The organism is Vibrio iocasae, from assembly GCF_042245395.1.
Lineage (GTDB): Bacteria > Pseudomonadota > Gammaproteobacteria > Enterobacterales > Vibrionaceae > Vibrio > Vibrio iocasae.
In genome coordinates this window covers 3,340,461-3,357,681 of sequence record NZ_CP145311.1, presented here as the reverse complement: position 1 = coordinate 3,357,681, position 17,221 = coordinate 3,340,461, and the positions used below count along the sequence as shown (strand labels likewise).

Genomic DNA, 17,221 nt, shown 5'->3' with positions numbered 1-17,221 from the left:
GTAGTTAAGCCTGTACAGAATAGATTCAATTTTCTAATCAAAATATAAGGAGGCTGCATAATGTTTCAGACAATGGTTACTGGTGTAGAAATAGGTCCGAAAAGTATAAAAGCAGTCTCTGTTAAATACTCCAAAAATAGAATTAAACTTGTGCAATACAGAAATTTTACAAGTCATGCTTATATTTTGGATGATAGTCACACACTGGATTATCAGGGGATTGTAAATAAACTCAAAAGATTAAAGTCTGAACTACCTATATTTGGTCGAAGAATCGCAGTTTTGGTACCAGATTCGGCAGTAGTTAGCCGTTCTTTAAGCATCGATGCGACGATTGAAGAGGACGATAAAGAGTTTGCTATCTATGAAGCCTTTGCCACTCACTCTCCCATCTCTCCTCAAGATTTAAGAATTGACTTCACCGTTAATGAAGACAAGTGTTCTATCAATGAACCCAAAGTAATTTATCAGGTTTATGCAGCGAGGAAAGAGGTGGTTGATGAGCGTATCTCTGTAATTCGAGATGCAGGGTTGAAACCCATATTGATCGATACAAAAGCTCATAGCCTGCTAAAAGTATGGGAGTTCGCAAGCCAAGTATTCAAGTGTAATAACTGGTTGTTGGTACACGCTGGAGTCGACCAGACAATAGTTTGTTGTGGAGGGTTAGCTTCATCACCGCTTATCAAGACGATACCTGTCGGTCTAAACCAAGAGAGTGTATCCAACCTTACTCAAGCGAGTTCGGATTCCTTCAAAAAACATGAAGCCATTGCTTGTTCTATTGCGATGCAGGTTCAGCTATACGTTTCCTCGGCATCTGATTCGAATCTAGAAGGCATATGGGTTACCGGTGATAGCAGATGTGTTAATGAGTTGTGCATTATGCTCGAAGAGCAGACAAAACTCACATGTGTACCGCTTAACCCATTAAAACTAGTAGATGATAAAAAAGTCTCCTACTCCGATGAGAACGAAGGCCACATTTATAGTCTGGCACTTGGCATTGCTATCAAAGGGCTTTGTTGGAGGGATGACAGATGATGCCGAACATAAACTTCGTGCCCTGGCGAGAGCAACACAGAGCAAGATATCGTAGGCTGTTCTGGTTGATGCTAGTTATTGTCTGCATCAGCTCTGTTCTAATTCAGTTTACGATTTACCATTCTCTGCACCAACAAGCACTCTCTGTTCAAGATAGAGTCAGTCGTCTTCAACATTCACTGGAAGAGTTGAAGAGTACGGCCGAAAAGCTAACTCAGACGAGTTTGGTTGTTACTGAAATAAACCAACGAATACAAAGTACAGAAGCGCTCATACAAAGACAATCGTTACCTCAAAAGCTGGTCAATCGAATAGCTGATTTAGTGCCTAAAAATATCTACTTAAAAGCGATTAGCTTTGAAGCTGGCAATGTACAGGTCGATGCAACGGCGACAGAAGCTGAACATATTTCGTTTTTTGCGTTACTGCTTCAGTCGCATCCAGAATTTAAAGAAGTGAGTGTGCGTTCAACGACCCATGTCGCTAAGGATGAGTTGATTGCAAAGTACCACTTTATGATCTCTTTTGCTTTCGATATGGAGGAAAGTAATTGAATCGCATAAGAAAGCTGGATTTGCATGACATTCCAAATTGGCCCAGAGGTTTTCAAATAACTCTGTTGGTCACATTGTCAGTGTTTCTGCAAGGCGCAGCTTTTCGGTTTGTGGTGCAGCCTAAGCAGCACTGGATTGATGAACAAAAAAGCATGGAAATAACGTTACAAAATAGTATAGCCATACATGCTAATAATACAGCTCAACTCAAGGGTAAGGAGTCAGAATTAAGGCAACAAGTTAAGGTTATGAAAGGTATTTTAAACTCCACAGTCAGAGAAAATACAGAGACAGATGTATTAACAGATATCAATACGTTTGTGTCTGAAACAGATTTGATTCTGCTACATTCCGCAAAGGGAAACGTGATTGAAGGTGAGGATTATTCCAGGCATCAACTAGAAGTAGAGGTTACGGGTAGTTTTCATGATGTGCGAGCTTTTCTGAAGTTTATATCAATGCTCGATGTGATGGCCATTGTTGAAAAGATGAAACTATCTAGATCAGGTCCTGATAGCTCGGCCATTTTAGGACAATTGAGCATCGTTATTTTTCACCCAACTAACAAGTGGATAGAGCATATAAAAAATCGTCTTCCAGACTTTGATATCAAAATCGAATCGTTCAGTGGAGGAATCGAAGAGAGAAGGGAAATATATGTGGAGCCAACTTACACTGATCCTTTTCATCCCCCTTTGGCGAAATCTTATCTTAAAGATTCTCATCACCTTTGTCTCGATGCGCCGAAAGCTGTGCAGTTAAACTACTACAAGCTTAGCGAACTTTCTCTCAAAGGAACCCTTACATCAACCTTCAGTAAGAAAGCTCTTATTCAACTGCCTGAGGGAAAAATAGTCGCTGTACGAGAAGGTGACTGGTTGGGTTACGAAGGTTGGATTATCTCGCGAATTAACGAGAGCGAGTTGTTAATGCAGAGACAATCTCAAAAAGAGGAAGGATGTTTCTTGCAGGAAGTCAGTTGGTCGAGAGGTGTGTTTTTAAATGAATAGGCTTTTGATGCTACTAATTTTGACCTGCTTATCTTTAAAACCTTTGGTTAATGCAGAACCGAACACCATGATAAAGATGTCGGAAAACAAGCGAATCTCAGTGAGTTTTCAGGATATACCTATCCGGCAGGCACTTCAGATTCTGGCTGAGTTCAATCAATTTGATATTGTGGTTTCTGATAATGTTCAGGGTGATATTTCGCTTAGGCTTGAGCAAGTTTTATGGGAACAAGCACTGGATGTGATTTTGCAGACCAATGGATTAGGAAAGCGCACTTTAGACAACATTATTATGATTGCTCCTGAAGAGGATTTTGGGCTGAGAAAGCAACATGAAACTCAAATGCTTAAAATGGAAAAAGAGTTAGAGAGGTTAGGTTCAAGAGTAGTTAGAGTTCATTTTGCCAAGGCCTCTGAACTGGCTGACACCTTGTCATCTGGGCAAGTAGGGCTCTCTTCACGAGGTTCTGTTTCTGTCGATGCCAGAACCAACTCTCTGGTAATAAGAGACCATGAGGACAATTTGAATGAAATAAGTGAAATGATTGCGATGTTAGATATTCCTATTGAACAGGTGCAAATAGAGGCTCGTTTAGTAACGATTAGTGAAGGGGATCTGGAAGAGCTTGGTGTTCGATGGGGTGTGGCAGGTAGTCGAGGGAATATTGAGACAGGAGGTTCACTGGAGGGGCTTACTTCAAGTCCGGACAACCTTTCTTTAGATGATGTACTCAATGTGAACTTAGGTGCAACGAATCCTAATGCTTCTGGAATTGCCTTTTCAGTCGGATCATTATCTGGAGTCATGCTTGACCTTGAACTGTCGGCACTACAAGCAGAGTCAAAAGCGGAAATCATTTCTAGTCCAAGGCTGATCACAGCAAATAAGAAAACAGCATATATAGAGCAAGGAACAGAGATCCCTTATCTGGAAGCGGCTTCGAGCGGGGCAACATCTGTCTCTTTCAAAAAAGCAGTCTTAAGTCTGGAGGTCACTCCTCAAATAACACCAAATCACCAAATAGTGCTCGACTTAAACGTTACTCAAAACAGCCCTGGAGAGACAGTTCGAACAGGGTTTGGCGAAGCTGTTTCTATCGATACCCAGAGAATAGGTACTCAGGTTTTAGTGAACAACAACGAAACCATTGTGCTTGGTGGGATATACCAATATGACATTAGAACTTCAGTGGATAAGGTTCCTGTGTTGGCAGAATTACCTTTAATCGGGAGTTTATTCCGTAGAACTTATGAAAGCAGACGTAAAAAAGAACTGCTTATATTTGTTACTCCAACGGTGATTGAAGAACAAGTTATGCAAAAAAGATCTTTTGAGTAGAGATAAAGTTAACTCTTTAATAATAAATACAAAAATTTGTTATATGGCGTGCTAAATGAATTCGCTGGTCTATTGTGTCGGGAAGAATTACTGCAAGCGGACAAAATAAAGTTGCATTAAGGGCAGCAGATCTAGATAATTTCGGGTCTTATCACGAAATAAATTGTGAGGAATCGGTGCTGCAAGCCGGTCGGTTATGTGTAAATCTCGATCTGATTTGTAGCAATGTCATTGAATTAACGCTGTAAATTAATGCTGAACATGGCTGAGAAACGTAACATTTTTTTAGTTGGCCCTATGGGGGCTGGCAAAAGCACAATTGGTAGACACCTTGCCCAACAACTTCATATGGAGTTCCTTGATTCTGATACCGTTATCGAAGAGCGCACTGGCGCAGATATCGCGTGGGTATTCGATGTAGAGGGTGAAGAGGGTTTCCGTAAGCGCGAAGAAACAGTAATCAATGACCTGACTGAAAAGCAGGGCATTGTTTTAGCTACTGGTGGTGGCTCTGTTAAAAGTAAAGAGAGCCGTAATCGTCTGTCTGCAAGGGGCATTGTTGTATACCTTGAAACAACGATTGATAAGCAGCTTGCTCGTACTAACCGAGATAAAAAGCGTCCTCTTCTTCAGACTGATAACCCACGTGAGGTACTTGAAGATCTGGCTGGTGAAAGGAATTCACTATATGAAGAAGTTGCTGACTACACTGTTCGCACAGATGATCAAAGTGCAAAAGTAGTAGCCAACCAAATCATAAAAATGATAGAAGAACGTTAAGTTCATTTTTTTTGGAGAGCCAACCATGGAACGGATAAACGTCGATCTTGGTGAGCGCAGTTACCCAATTTCTATAGGCGCCGGGTTATTTAATAACTCGGCGCACTTTTCTTCTTTAGGTCTAAAGAAAAAAGCGGTCGTTATTAGCAACGTAACTGTTGCTCCTCTATATGCTGAAAAGGTAATTGCTCAGTTAAATGCTCAGGGATGTGAAGCTGCATTACTTGAGTTACCTGATGGTGAGCAATATAAGAGCCTTGAAGTCTTTGATACCATTATGAGCTTCCTGCTGGAAGGCAGCTACGCTCGTGATGTTGTTTTAGTTGCCTTAGGTGGTGGTGTTATTGGTGATATTGTTGGCTTTGCAGCCGCTTGTTACCAGCGTGGTGTGGATTTTATCCAGGTTCCTACAACATTGCTGTCTCAGGTCGACTCTTCAGTCGGTGGTAAAACAGCTGTCAATCATCCCCTTGGTAAGAACATGATTGGTGCCTTTTATCAGCCGAAGTCTGTAACTATAGATATTGACTGCCTTAAAACACTACCTGAACGAGAGTTTGCGGCAGGCATCGCTGAAGTTATCAAATACGGCATTATTTATGATGAAGCATTCTTTGTCTGGTTAGAGGGTAACTTGGACAAACTCTATGCTTTAGATGAGTCGGCACTTATTTATGCGATTGCTCGTTGCTGTGAAATTAAAGCAGAAGTCGTGAATCTGGATGAGAAAGAGTCTGGAATTCGAGCGCTATTGAACCTAGGTCATACTTTTGGTCATGCTATTGAGGCAGAACTGGGGTATGGTAATTGGTTACATGGTGAAGCCGTTTCTTCAGGGACAGTAATGGCTGCGAAAACAGCGCAACTTCAGGGACTTATTACTGAAGAACAAGTAGAGCGTATTAAGCAAATTTTGATACGTTCAAAGCTGCCAGTCCATACTCCTGAGTCGATGTCATTTGACGACTTTATGAAGCATATGATGCGAGATAAAAAAGTCTTGTCCGGGCAACTTCGTTTGGTTCTTCCTACTGATATTGGTAAAGCTGGTGTTTTTGCTGATGTTCCAACGGAACAGATCCAACAAGCAATCGATTTTTGCCGTCAATAAAGATACATCCTAGAAAACAGACTGGTAGGTTTTGATGAGTTTAGCTCATGAATTGCGTGTCCTTGATTTAGATTCTCAGATAGAGTTGCTTGAGCGAGTCAGGTTACTGACCCGTTTTGGCTCTAACCTCATTAATATCGCAGGGCAATCGGGCTCAGGTAAAACCTGGATTGCTCAACGCTTTCTTGAGGCATACGCTCAGGATAAAAACCAGTCTTTATTGATGTGTCACCCCAACCAGTCTGATGAGCAGAAAAAAGCAATTCTGCTTAATCAGATTGTTGCCAACCCTCTGTTTAATGAAAATGACAAAATCATAGATAGCTTTTCTCGTCTTATACAAGATGAAAGCTGCGATCTTGTTATTGTCATTGATGATGCCCATTTGTTGACTGACAACTTGCTAGCCGAACTGTGGGCATTGGTGCTAGAAGCACAGTCGAACCCTAAATGGAACATTAATATTGTTTTGTTTTCAAACGGTTCGACTTTAGAACCTGTTCTAAGTCGGCTAAGCTATGGACAAGAAAATAAACCGATTTCACTAGAAATAGAGCAACTGAGACCGAATGAAGTCCAGACTTTTCTCGAGCTCATGGTGCTGAAGTTTGTTTATAACGAAGATGCGAAGAAAAAAGTTCGTAAGGATGCGACCAAAACGCCTGCACTTCCGGGAGCATTGATAGCTTTAGGGGAACGTAAGATGGAGAAGAAGATTATTATTCGCTCAATTATTGGCTCACCATTTAAGATTTTAATACTTGTTCTTATCTTGTTGGCTTTGATTGCGGGCGGATACCTTTGGTTGTTTGCTCAGCCTGGCCCGGAGAATAAGACCGGTGCGAATGCTGAAGTGGACCGACCGACTGAACAAGTGAGTTCGGAAAGTCAGGAACTAAAAGATGGTGCCGATCAAATGGTGCTGACCCCTGACGGTAAAAGTAATCTACCTGCTCAAGACAACACTTCTCAAAGCAACATGACGCAGGACGATAATAAACTTGCGGTTCCAGCAGGTGCGACTGACGATGCCGAAGATTTACCTCCATCAGTGACTGATAGCGTAGTGAGTGTTGGCAACAATGATGATGGTCAGCGAGTGGTTGTTCCGTCAACAGTGGTAGATGCCCTTCTTGAAGGTGAAACAACACCAGAAGCTATTATTATCGATGATGCTGTTGAACAGGCTAAAGATCAGGCTTCTCAAGCAGACAACACCGAATCCGATGAATCTGCACCTCCATTGATTACCTTCTCTTTCTCCAAGGAAGAGTTGTTAGGTGTTTCTGATCGAAACTATACACTTCAACTGGCTGCAATGCGTTCTTTGGAAGAGGTTCAGGACTTCTTACTTGTACATGAGATGGAAAACAAAGTTCGCATTTATCCGACGGTTCGTTCAAATGAGAACTGGTATATCGTGACTTACCGCGACTTCCCAACTATTCAGCAAGCCAGAAATGCGCGTACAGAGTTGCCTCAATCCGTCCAAATTCTTCAACCTTGGGCAAAATCAATGCTTCAGGTTCACAGGGAGATAGAGCGTGCAAATTAACGCTGAGTCGGGGCTGAAAATGTGGTACAGTCCGCTCCCTCGTAATGTAGTGGTTGGTTAAAGAGCGGTAGATGAAGAAGCAACGTGCCTTTCTTAAATGGGCTGGTGGTAAGTATGGTCTTGTTGAAGATATACAACGTCATCTACCTGAAGCAAAACGTCTTATAGAGCCGTTTGTTGGCGCTGGCTCAGTTTTCCTTAACACTGACTACGAAGAATACGTACTTGCCGATATTAATCAGGACCTGATCAATATCTATAACCTGCTGAAAAAAGAACCTGAAAAGTATATCGAAGAAACGAAGCGACTGTTTAAACCAGAGTGTAACCGTAAAGAGTTCTATTTGGATATCAGAAAACAGTTTAATGATACGGATGATATCTGGTTTCGCTCCACCGCATTTCTCTACATGAATCGATTTGGTTTTAATGGCCTATGTCGATACAACAAGAAGGGCGGTTTCAACGTACCTTTTGGCTCGTATAAGAAGCCATACTTCCCAGAAAAAGAGATGGAGTTCTTTTCGGTTAAAGCACAAAAAGCAACGTTTGTTTGCGAAAGCTACGTTGATACCTTCAAGAAGGCTCGCAAAGGCAGCGTCGTCTACTGTGACCCTCCTTACGCTCCTTTATCAAATACAGCTAATTTTACTTCTTATGCGGGTAATGGTTTTACGCTTGATGATCAGGCCGAACTGGCAAATATTGCAGAGCGTACAGCCAAAAAACGGGGTATTCCGGTTCTGATTTCTAACCATGATACCAGCCTTACCCAGCGCTTATATAAGGGTGCCAAGCTTGATACGGTTCAGGTCAAGCGCACTATCAGCCGTAATGGTGCTGGACGAAACAAAGTAAACGAGTTGTTCGCTTTGTTCGAGTCTACTGCGGGTAGGGATTCTCAGGAACGTATCAAAAAGAGTTTGGTCTGATTTCCGATTCTTAGGTAGAATTGCGGCCAGATTCTGAACACTACAATAACCCTGAGGTCTGGTATGAAAGATTTTTTAATTGCGCCGTCAATTTTATCCGCTGATTTTGCTCGTCTTGGTGAAGACGTAGAAAATGTTCTAAAAGCAGGCGCTGACGTTATCCACTTTGATGTAATGGATAACCACTTTGTACCAAACCTTTCATTTGGCGCTCCAATTTGTAAAGCGCTTCGTGATTACGGAATTACTGCACCAATCGATGTTCACCTAATGGTGAAGCCTGTAGATCGCATCATCCCTGATTTTGCAAAAGCGGGTGCGACTATGATTACTATCCACGCGGAAGCGACTGATCATCTGGATCGCAGCCTGCAACTTATCAAAGAGTGTGGTTGCCAGGCTGGCGTAGTCTTCAACCCTGCGACACCTCTGCACTATCTTGATTACACTATGGATAAAATCGATATGATTCTTCTTATGTCGGTTAACCCTGGTTTCGGTGGACAGTCATTTATTCCTTCTTCTCTTGATAAGCTGCGTGATATTCGTAAGCGTATTGATGCTTCTGGTCGTGATATTCGTTTGGAAATCGACGGTGGTGTAAAAGTAGAAAACATCCGTGAAATTGCAGAAGCTGGTGCGGATATGTTTGTTGCAGGTTCAGCTATCTTTGACAAACCAGACTACAAAGCGGTTATCGATCAGATGCGTGAAGAGCTGGCACAGGTTAAGCGCTAACAAATTTTTTAAAAGGGGCTGAATTTGCCCCTTTTTGATATTCAGGGTACGTCATGTCTTTAGAAAAAATTAAACTTATCGCTTTCGATCTGGATGGAACACTACTTGATAGTGTGCCGGATTTGACAGTAGCGGTAGATCAGGCTGTTCAGGAGCTGGGTTACCCGGCGATAACAGAAGAGCAGGTTAGAGAATGGGTTGGTAATGGTGCTGATGTCCTGTTAGGAAGAGCGTTAAGCAGAAGTCTTGAGGTGTCAGAAGAGCTGGATCCTGAGCTGCGAAAAAAGGCTCGGGAGTTATTTAATGGTTTCTATGCCTCATGTGGTCACAACCGTAGTCCTCTTTATCCAACTGTATTTGAAACACTCATCAAATTGCATGAAGCAGGTTACAAGCTTGCTCTTGTCACCAACAAACCTGGTGTATTTGTTCCCGAAATTATGGAGCAACACAAGATAGACCATTTGTTTGTAGAAGTGATAGGTGGAGAAGACTTCCCTAGACGTAAACCCGATCCAATCGCCCTAAACTGGCTGCTGGAGAAATACGAACTATCAGCCGAGGAGATGTTGATGGTTGGGGACTCTAAGAACGATATTCTGGCGGCGAAGAATGTGAAATGCCCTTCGTTTGCTCTTACCTACGGGTATAACCATGGAGAGCCTATCTCCGACTCTCAGCCGGACTTTATTGCTGATGAGTTAGCAGAGTTATTGAATATTCTGCCTGCAACGAATTAATTGGTATCTAGCTCTGGAAAAATACTCGTTAATGAGTACACTGCTCTATTCTAGGTAAAAATATCTAATTCAAGAAGTATCTATTTAAGAAGTAATTAAGGAAATCATAATCATGAGCAAACCTATCGTATTAAGTGGCGTTCAGCCATCAGGTGAACTAAGTATTGGTAACTACTTAGGTGCTCTGCGTCAGTGGCAACAGATGCAGGACGATTATGATTGCCAATACTGTATCGTAGACCTTCATGCGATTACGGTTCGTCAGGATTCTAAGGCGCTATATGAAGCAACACTGGATGCTTTGGCTATCTGTTTGGCTGTTGGTGTAACTCCAGAGAAGAGTACTCTATTCGTTCAATCCCACGTACCTGAGCACGCTCAACTGGGTTGGGTTCTGAACTGCTATACGCAGATGGGTGAACTGAATCGTATGACTCAGTTTAAAGACAAGTCTCAGCGTTATGCGAACGACATTAACGTTGGCCTTTACGACTACCCGGTACTAATGGCTGCGGACATTCTGGCTTATCAGGCACAGCAAGTTCCTGTTGGTAGCGACCAGAAGCAGCATCTTGAGCTTGCTCGTGATATCGCGAACCGCTTTAACAATCTATATGGCGAAACATTTGCAGTTCCTGAACCATATATTCCATCTGTTAACGCTCGTGTAATGAGTCTTCAGGATGCGACTAAGAAGATGTCTAAGTCGGATGATAACCGTAAAAATGTTATCACTCTGCTAGAAGACCCTAAGTCTATTACCAAGAAGATTAAGAGTGCGGTAACCGATCCAGAAGATCCGCCACGTGTTATCTACGATGTAGAGAACAAGCCTGGTATAGCAAACCTTATGGGGCTAATGCATGCGGCAACAGGTCAAAGCTTCGAAGAGATTGAGAAAGATTTCGAAGGTAAGATGTACGGCCACTTTAAAGTCGCTGTCGCTGAATCTGTAGTTGCTATGCTTGAGCCTGTACAGGCGGAATACAAGCGAATTCGTGAAGATCGTGCGTATCTTGATTCAGTGATGAAGACGGGTGCAGAGAAAGCATCAGCTCGCGCAGCAGTAACTTTGAAGAAAGTATACGAAGCTGTTGGTTTTGTAGCACGCCCATAAATTCCATCCTAAAAAGCTTGAAAAAAGGCCATTCATCTGCCAGATGAGTGGCCTTTCTTATTATTGAGATTACGGATCGGTATCACAATAAATTCTACAAGAATGTAACACATCTATAAAAAATGTTTCATCTCTCTCATTAAAATAGGTACGGAGTGCGGTTAGTTTGTCCAAAAACTTGTCAACCGCACTTTTTCTTAACTTGTATACCTACAAATAGGACTGAATTGTTATCGCGCAGAAAAGGGGTTTTTGCCGATAGCATAGAGGTGAAACATGGATAATAAATACTACAGAAAAACACTGATCGCGACGGCTATAGCATTAGCTTCGTCGACAGTTTCAGCAGAGGTTTTAATCTCCCAATACGTAGAGGGTGGCGCAAGTAACAAAGCGCTTGAGATAGCTAATGCAGGCGAGAGTTCCGAGACTCTTACCGGTTACGAGCTAAAATTGTTTTCTAATGGTGCTGCAGAAACAAGTAAAGTAATCGCACTGGACTCTGTAACACTGGCTGCGGGGGAAGCCTATGTGTTTGCAAATTCGAACGCTGCTCAAGCTATACAAGATGTAGCGGATGTTATTAATAACAGTGTTATTAATTTTAACGGTGACGATGCGGTTGCTCTTTACAAAGACGGGGTGCTCATTGATGTCATTGGTACTATTGGTGAAAGATCCAATTGGGCAAAAGACGTCACTCTTGTTCGAAATGAAAGTGTAACAACACCTAATAGCACTTACTCACCAGGTGAGTGGACTGATATTGGTAAAGACGTGTTTACCGGATTAGGTGAGTATGGTGAGACAACTGAACCCGATCCAGGCTTCCAGTGTCAGATAGATGGAGCGGAGCCAACCTATACGGCTATCTATGATATTCAGGGCGATGCTGATAGTTCACCTCTGTCCGGAAGCAAAGTTTATGTGAAAGGTGTTGTTGCCGCTGTCACAAATAGTCTGACAAAAGGTTTCTATCTACACTCAATTTCTCCAGACAATGACGCGAAAACTTCCGATGGTATCTTTGTTTATACCAATGAAACCAGCTCACAACTTCAGCCTGGAGACGTAGTGTGTGCCTATGGTGAAGTGAAAGAGTACTGGGGATTAACTCAGCTTGCTGTGCGCGATCAGAGCTACGTTGCTCTTGAAGGTCAAGGCCAGGGCGCTCCTGCAGCTGTTGAGATGGAGATCATTGGTTCTGATGAAAGCATGGATGATACCTTCGAACGTTATGAAGGCATGCTAGTGAAGCTTAACAGCGAACTGGATATGCGTGTATCTCGTACTTTCAGCTACGACTATGCAGGTCGTCGAAACAACATGGTTCTGGCTCAAGGTCGTCCAAATCCTCAGCCTAACCAAATCTTTGTTCCAGGTTCTGAAGAAGCAAATACTCAATCTGAAGAGAATGCACAGAAGCGTCTCTACGTAGAATCTGATCACAAAGCAGCGAACGGTGAAATACCTTATTACCCTGAGTTTGGTCGTACAGATGCTGATGCAGACGGTTCAACAGAAGACTATATTCGCATTGATGATCGTGTTGTCGGGTTAGAAGGTGTAATGACATATAGCTTTGGTGAGTATCGTCTGATTGCTACTAATACATTGGATCAAAACAACTTTGTGCACCTGACTCCACGCGAAGAAGAACCTGAGTTGTATAAAGGCGATTTACGTATTGCAACCTTCAACGTTCTAAACTATTTCAATTCTCCATTTGGTGGTGATGCTAACCAGTTTGGCAGCAGCCGTGGTGCAGGTACACAAGAAGAGTTCGAGCTTCAGGAAGCGAAGATTGTTCAGGCAATTCTGAGAATGGATGCTGACATTGTTGGTCTGATGGAGATTGAGAACAACGGTTTCGGTGAAAACTCAGCGATTCAGCGCTTACTGGATGCAGTGAACAGCCAAATCGATAAGAAGAAAAAACGCTATAAGTTTGTTGCTATTGATTCTAACAATGATGGTGTGACCGATGCTCTGGACTCGGTAGGTACTGATGCTATCGCAGTGGGTGTTTTCTACCGACCTAAGGTAGTTAAACTACTTGATCCACGTGTAATCAGTATGCCTGCGCAGCAAGCACCGGAAGTTGTAGATGGTGACGGCAAAGTTATTGAAGACGGTAAGAACTACCAGCGAGACTCTATCGCTCCTACTTTCAAAGTTAAAGGAGTAAGTGGATACCGTAATAACAACAAGCTGACTATCGCTGTTAACCACTTTAAGTCTAAAGGTTCTAAGTGCTGGGAAGATGCAGCAGCTGAATCTGCTGGCGGACAAGGTGGTAAAGACGCAGACAGACAAGGTTCTTGTGAAAACTTCCGTGTAGCAGCAGCCGTTGCTCTGGGTGATGCTATGGCCTCAATTGAAGGGCATAAAGTCATCGTGGGTGATTTGAACTCGTATGCTAAGGAAGATCCTATGCTAGTACTGACAAACTTTAACAGTGCTGAGCTTGGTCGTGATATTAAGGCTGCGCGTAATACATTCATTGATGGTGTTGAGCAATTTGGTGACAACGGTGCGGTGATCACTGAAAGCTACGGCTACACTGATGTGATGGCGTTGCTTCACGATGATACAACGTGGAGTTACTCATACAATGATGAAGTTGGTTCGTTGGATCATATCCTTGTAAGTGAAAGCTTAGCTTATCGCGTTGTTGATGCTGCTGACTGGCACATTAACGCGGCAGAGTCGTCGTTGTTTGAATATGGTGGTAAGTACACAGGTGATTTACCTAAGTATGCTGACCAATACCGTTCTTCAGACCACGATCCTGCAATCGTGGAGCTAGACATCAAAGGTGGTAGTGTTGGTATTGCTCTATTGCTAGGCCTTGGTGGGTTAGGCGTTATGCGTTCCCGTAAACGTTAAGTCTATTTACAGTGAAACATCAGGTGGCTCATAGAGCTGCCTGATTTTTTTCTTGCCTTTCGGTGCTCAGTCGGCACAATACCGCTCTCACCAGATAAATATGCGGACACCAATGCTTCTTATCATCGATAACTATGATTCGTTTACTTATAACCTTTACCAGTACTTCTGCGAACTGGGAGCAGAGGTAAAAGTTATACGTAATGATGAGATCGATATAGCCGGTATTGAAGCTCTAAACCCTACACATTTGGTCATCTCTCCTGGCCCATGCACACCGAATGAAGCTGGAATTTCTTTAGAGGCAATAAAGTATTTTGCTGGTAAGTTACCACTTCTGGGCGTTTGTCTGGGGCATCAAGCTATCGCGCAAGTTTTTGGTGGTAAGGTTGAGAGAGCAAGAGAAGTGATGCATGGGAAAACATCACCAATTCGCCACAACAACAAAAGCGTGTTTGAAGGACTTAACAACCCTCTTACGGTAACCCGGTACCACTCTCTGATTGTAAACAAAGCGTCCCTTCCAGATTGTTTTGAAATTACTGCCTGGACAGAAAGCCCAGATGGAAGTTTTGATGAAATTATGGGTTTTCAGCACAAGGTGTTACCTATCGAAGCTGTTCAGTTCCATCCAGAGTCAATCAAAACAGAGCAGGGGCATGAGCTTCTGGCAAATTTTCTAAAGCGTTAATATCGACTTTTTTCTTCGTTCATAAGCTTGAACCCGATCACTATTCTTAACAATACCTATCAATCTCTGATATAACTTCACTTATGAAAGTTTATGCGAGGAAGACATCCCTCCTCTTCCTTTTCTGTACTGTTTTGCTGAATTATTCCAGTTTTTCAGTAAAACTTCGGGAAATTTTCATGAATTCAGTGATAAAGCAATGAATAAATAGTCAATAATTGTGCCTTATCGCTATTGTGTTAGCAGTTATTAAGACTATTTCTCTATTGAATTAGTTAATAAATTGTAAATACTATGCGTAAATAGAACAAAATACCAACAGCTTGAGTTTTGAACTCAAGTCATAGCATTGGTACCAATATGGAGTATTGAGACGATGGGAAATAAAGTCGAACGTAGCTTGTTTAATGACGTGATGGTGCCTTGTTATAGCCCGCTTGAAATGATTCCTGTAAAAGGAAAGGGTTCACGAGTGTGGGATCAGGAAGATAACGAGTATATCGATTTTGCTGGTGGCATCGCTGTTAGCTGCCTTGGTCACTGCCATCCGGCAATGGTGAATGCTATTACTGAGCAGGCTAATAAGATCTGGCATCTGAGTAATGTAATGACAAATGAGCCCGCTCTTCGCTTGGCAAAGAAGCTGACTGAGATTTCTTTTGCTGAAAAAGTGTTTTTTGCGAACTCTGGTGCAGAAGCTAACGAAGCAGCACTTAAGCTGGCACGCCGTGTCGCGGCAGACAAGTTTGGCTCTGAAAAGTCAGAAATCATTGCATTCAAACAGGGCTTCCACGGAAGAACCTTCTTTACTGTAACCGTTGGTGGCCAGGCTGCCTATTCAGACGGTTTTGGTCCTAAGCCAGGTGATGTAACGCATCTGGACTACAATGATATTGACGCATTTAAAGCGCATATTTCAGATAAAACCTGTGCAGTAATGATGGAGCCACTTCAGGGTGAAGGTGGCATTGTTTCTCCAACACCAGAATTTGCTAAAGCGGTACGTGAGCTTTGTGACCAGCACAATGCGTTACTGATCTTTGATGAAGTTCAGACAGGCAATGGCCGTACAGGTACTTTCTATGCCTATGAAGGTCTTGGAGTGACTCCGGATATTCTTAGCACAGCAAAATCTCTGGGTGGTGGTATTCCTATTGGTGCGATGCTTACAACTGACGAATACGCACCGCATCTGAAGGTAGGTACCCATGGCTCGACGTATGGTGGTAACCCGCTGGCTTGTGCCGTTGCAGAGGCGGTAGTTGATATTGTTAGCCAACCTGAAACGCTATCTGGTGTTGCTGAAAGAGAAGCACTATTCCGCGATGGCCTAACCAAAATTAATGATAAGTACGGCATCTTTAGTGAAATACGCGGTAAGGGACTACTTATTGGCGCCGCTTTGAATGAAGAGTGGCAAGGGCGTGCGCGTGAAGTGTTAGTGGCTGCAGAAAAGCAGGGGCTGATGGTTCTTGTTGCTGGTGCAAATGTTGTGCGCTTTACACCTTCGTTAGTTATTCCAAAAGAAGATATCGAAGAAGGCTTAGCTCGTCTGGATAAAGCAATCGCAAGTATTGTTTAAATAAAAACTGGTAGTTACTTCTCCACCTCCGTGGGGAAGTAACACGTTCAACAGAGACTGGAACTGTTGAGCAATTGTCAAATTAGCATCTGGAGGGAGTTGTGATGCTGGTTGTTAGACCGATTAAAAAAACGGATTACGAAGCACTAAGAATATGTGCGGAAGAATCAGGCCATGGATTTACTTCACTGCCGGTTAACGAAGAGCTGTTAACCAACCGAATTAACCACTCTGTAGCAAGTTTTGATAAACCGGATGTGAATGAGCCGGGTGATGAAGGCTACCTAATGGTTGGCTTTGACTCTGAAACAGGTGAAGTTGCGGGTACAACCGCCATTGAAGCCTCAATAGGCTGGGACGTACCTTTCTATACATACCACATTAGTAAAATTGTTCACTCATCACCTAAGTTGGGTGTAAACAATGTGGTTAAGCTGCTTACTTTTGGCAATAACTACACTGGCTGCAGTGAAGTTTGTACTCTTTTCTTAAGACCTGATTTCCGTGGTGGTTTCAATGGAAAACTGATGTCTAAATGCCGCTTCCTTATGATGGCAGAACATCCTGAGCGCTTCTCAAAGACGGTATTCGCTGAAATGAGAGGTGTTTCTGATGAGAATGGCGAGTCACCGTTCTGGCAATGGTTGCAAGAACACTTTTTCTCTATCGACTTTACTCTGGCGGATTACCTGACTGGCATTGGCAAAAAAGGTTTTATTGCCGATCTGATGCCGAAGCTGCCGATTTATATCAACCTGCTTAGTAAAGAAGCTCAAGAGGTTATCGGTAAAGTTCATCAGAATACGGTTCCTGCATTGAAGTTGCTGCAGAAAGAAGGTTTCGTTTGCCGCGACTATGTTGATATTTTCGATGCGGGCCCGACAGTCGAATGTGATCTTCAGAATATCAATTCTGTACGTGATTCGTTCCGTGCTAAAGCGCAGATAAGCGAACATTCAAGTTCGCAAGATTATCTGATCATTAATACCTCTTTTGAAAACTTCCGAGCAGTTGCTGCTAAAGCCGCATACGACAATGAGTCTGGGAACGTGATTTTAAGCGAGGAGACTGCGAAAGCCCTCGAGATAGGCAATGGCGATAACGTTCGCATGCTGGCGATTTAAGATAAGGATACAAGT

Annotated in this window: 15 protein-coding genes; all 15 read left to right on the top strand. The window is 42.8% G+C overall.

Translation table 11 applies throughout. The features are described from left to right. Window positions 1–60 precede the first annotated feature (60 nt). The 15 genes from pilM (at window position 61) to astA (ending at window position 17,206) form a co-directional block, all read left to right on the top strand. Complete coding sequence (gene pilM / locus SNR28_RS25230) at window positions 61–1,044, top strand: type IV pilus assembly protein PilM (RefSeq protein ID WP_375751683.1); 984 nt, start codon at window positions 61–63, stop codon at window positions 1,042–1,044. Then, window positions 1,041–1,598 (top strand): PilN domain-containing protein, encoded by a 558-nt coding sequence (locus tag SNR28_RS25225; RefSeq protein WP_375751682.1) that lies wholly within the window; start codon window positions 1,041–1,043, stop codon window positions 1,596–1,598. Before pilM ends, SNR28_RS25225 begins: the two co-directional genes overlap by 4 nt. Continuing rightward, the gene (locus SNR28_RS25220) at window positions 1,595–2,608 is read left to right on the top strand and encodes a pilus assembly protein PilP (protein WP_375751680.1); all 1,014 of its coding nucleotides are present in this window, start codon (window positions 1,595–1,597) and stop codon (window positions 2,606–2,608) included. The genes SNR28_RS25225 and SNR28_RS25220 overlap by 4 nt, the downstream gene beginning before the upstream one ends. Continuing rightward, entirely contained in the window at window positions 2,601–3,947 is a 1,347-nt protein-coding gene (locus tag SNR28_RS25215) for a type IV pilus secretin PilQ (RefSeq protein ID WP_375751679.1), read from the top strand. The genes SNR28_RS25220 and SNR28_RS25215 overlap by 8 nt, the downstream gene beginning before the upstream one ends. Before the next feature lie 261 nt (window positions 3,948–4,208). Next, window positions 4,209–4,727, top strand: coding sequence for a shikimate kinase AroK (gene aroK / locus SNR28_RS25210; RefSeq protein ID WP_375751678.1), 519 nt, complete (start codon window positions 4,209–4,211; stop codon window positions 4,725–4,727). A gap of 25 nt (window positions 4,728–4,752) precedes the next feature. Continuing rightward, a complete protein-coding gene (aroB, locus tag SNR28_RS25205; RefSeq protein ID WP_375751676.1) occupies window positions 4,753–5,838 on the top strand; it encodes a 3-dehydroquinate synthase in 1,086 nt (361 codons plus the stop codon). A gap of 34 nt (window positions 5,839–5,872) precedes the next feature. Beyond that, window positions 5,873–7,393, top strand: a complete 1,521-nt coding sequence (locus tag SNR28_RS25200; protein WP_375751674.1) for an AAA family ATPase — start codon at window positions 5,873–5,875, stop codon at window positions 7,391–7,393. A 71-nt stretch (window positions 7,394–7,464) separates the two neighbouring features. Next, window positions 7,465–8,325 (top strand): Dam family site-specific DNA-(adenine-N6)-methyltransferase, encoded by an 861-nt coding sequence (locus SNR28_RS25195; RefSeq protein WP_375751673.1) that lies wholly within the window; start codon window positions 7,465–7,467, stop codon window positions 8,323–8,325. 63 nt (window positions 8,326–8,388) lie between these two features. Beyond that, window positions 8,389–9,063 carry a ribulose-phosphate 3-epimerase gene (gene rpe / locus SNR28_RS25190; RefSeq protein WP_375751671.1) on the top strand — a complete coding sequence of 225 codons (675 nt, stop codon included), beginning with the start codon at window positions 8,389–8,391 and terminating at the stop codon, window positions 9,061–9,063. A 53-nt stretch (window positions 9,064–9,116) separates the two neighbouring features. Then, on the top strand, window positions 9,117–9,803 hold the full coding sequence (locus SNR28_RS25185; RefSeq protein WP_375751670.1) for a phosphoglycolate phosphatase: 687 nt from the start codon (window positions 9,117–9,119) through the stop codon (window positions 9,801–9,803). A 112-nt stretch (window positions 9,804–9,915) separates the two neighbouring features. After that, a complete protein-coding gene (gene trpS, locus SNR28_RS25180) occupies window positions 9,916–10,920 on the top strand; it encodes a tryptophan--tRNA ligase (protein ID WP_375751668.1) in 1,005 nt (334 codons plus the stop codon). 276 nt (window positions 10,921–11,196) lie between these two features. Beyond that, window positions 11,197–13,809: an ExeM/NucH family extracellular endonuclease gene (locus SNR28_RS25175; RefSeq protein WP_375751666.1), complete on the top strand. Its 2,613-nt coding sequence runs from the start codon at window positions 11,197–11,199 to the stop codon at window positions 13,807–13,809. Between the two features lie 112 nt (window positions 13,810–13,921). Then, complete coding sequence (locus tag SNR28_RS25170; RefSeq protein ID WP_375751665.1) at window positions 13,922–14,500, top strand: aminodeoxychorismate/anthranilate synthase component II; 579 nt, start codon at window positions 13,922–13,924, stop codon at window positions 14,498–14,500. Window positions 14,501–14,876: 376 nt separating this feature from the next. Further along, entirely contained in the window at window positions 14,877–16,082 is a 1,206-nt protein-coding gene (locus SNR28_RS25165; protein WP_375751664.1) for an aspartate aminotransferase family protein, read from the top strand. A gap of 104 nt (window positions 16,083–16,186) precedes the next feature. After that, the gene (gene astA, locus SNR28_RS25160; protein ID WP_375751663.1) at window positions 16,187–17,206 is read left to right on the top strand and encodes an arginine N-succinyltransferase; all 1,020 of its coding nucleotides are present in this window, start codon (window positions 16,187–16,189) and stop codon (window positions 17,204–17,206) included. Window positions 17,207–17,221 lie beyond the last annotated feature (15 nt).

Excerpts from the sequence above, each read along its gene's own strand:
- pilM (WP_375751683.1), top strand. The coding sequence starts at position 61 with ATGTTTCAGACAATGGTTACTGGTGTAGAAATAGGTCCGAAAAGTATA.
- SNR28_RS25225 (WP_375751682.1), top strand. The coding sequence starts at position 1,041 with ATGATGCCGAACATAAACTTCGTGCCCTGGCGAGAGCAACACAGAGCA.
- SNR28_RS25215 (WP_375751679.1), top strand. The coding sequence starts at position 2,601 with ATGAATAGGCTTTTGATGCTACTAATTTTGACCTGCTTATCTTTAAAA.
- aroK (WP_375751678.1), top strand. The coding sequence starts at position 4,209 with ATGGCTGAGAAACGTAACATTTTTTTAGTTGGCCCTATGGGGGCTGGC.
- aroB (WP_375751676.1), top strand. The coding sequence starts at position 4,753 with ATGGAACGGATAAACGTCGATCTTGGTGAGCGCAGTTACCCAATTTCT.
- SNR28_RS25200 (WP_375751674.1), top strand. The coding sequence starts at position 5,873 with ATGAGTTTAGCTCATGAATTGCGTGTCCTTGATTTAGATTCTCAGATA.
- SNR28_RS25195 (WP_375751673.1), top strand. The coding sequence starts at position 7,465 with ATGAAGAAGCAACGTGCCTTTCTTAAATGGGCTGGTGGTAAGTATGGT.
- rpe (WP_375751671.1), top strand. The coding sequence starts at position 8,389 with ATGAAAGATTTTTTAATTGCGCCGTCAATTTTATCCGCTGATTTTGCT.
- SNR28_RS25185 (WP_375751670.1), top strand. The coding sequence starts at position 9,117 with ATGTCTTTAGAAAAAATTAAACTTATCGCTTTCGATCTGGATGGAACA.
- trpS (WP_375751668.1), top strand. The coding sequence starts at position 9,916 with ATGAGCAAACCTATCGTATTAAGTGGCGTTCAGCCATCAGGTGAACTA.
- SNR28_RS25175 (WP_375751666.1), top strand. The coding sequence starts at position 11,197 with ATGGATAATAAATACTACAGAAAAACACTGATCGCGACGGCTATAGCA.
- SNR28_RS25170 (WP_375751665.1), top strand. The coding sequence starts at position 13,922 with ATGCTTCTTATCATCGATAACTATGATTCGTTTACTTATAACCTTTAC.
- SNR28_RS25165 (WP_375751664.1), top strand. The coding sequence starts at position 14,877 with ATGGGAAATAAAGTCGAACGTAGCTTGTTTAATGACGTGATGGTGCCT.
- astA (WP_375751663.1), top strand. The coding sequence starts at position 16,187 with ATGCTGGTTGTTAGACCGATTAAAAAAACGGATTACGAAGCACTAAGA.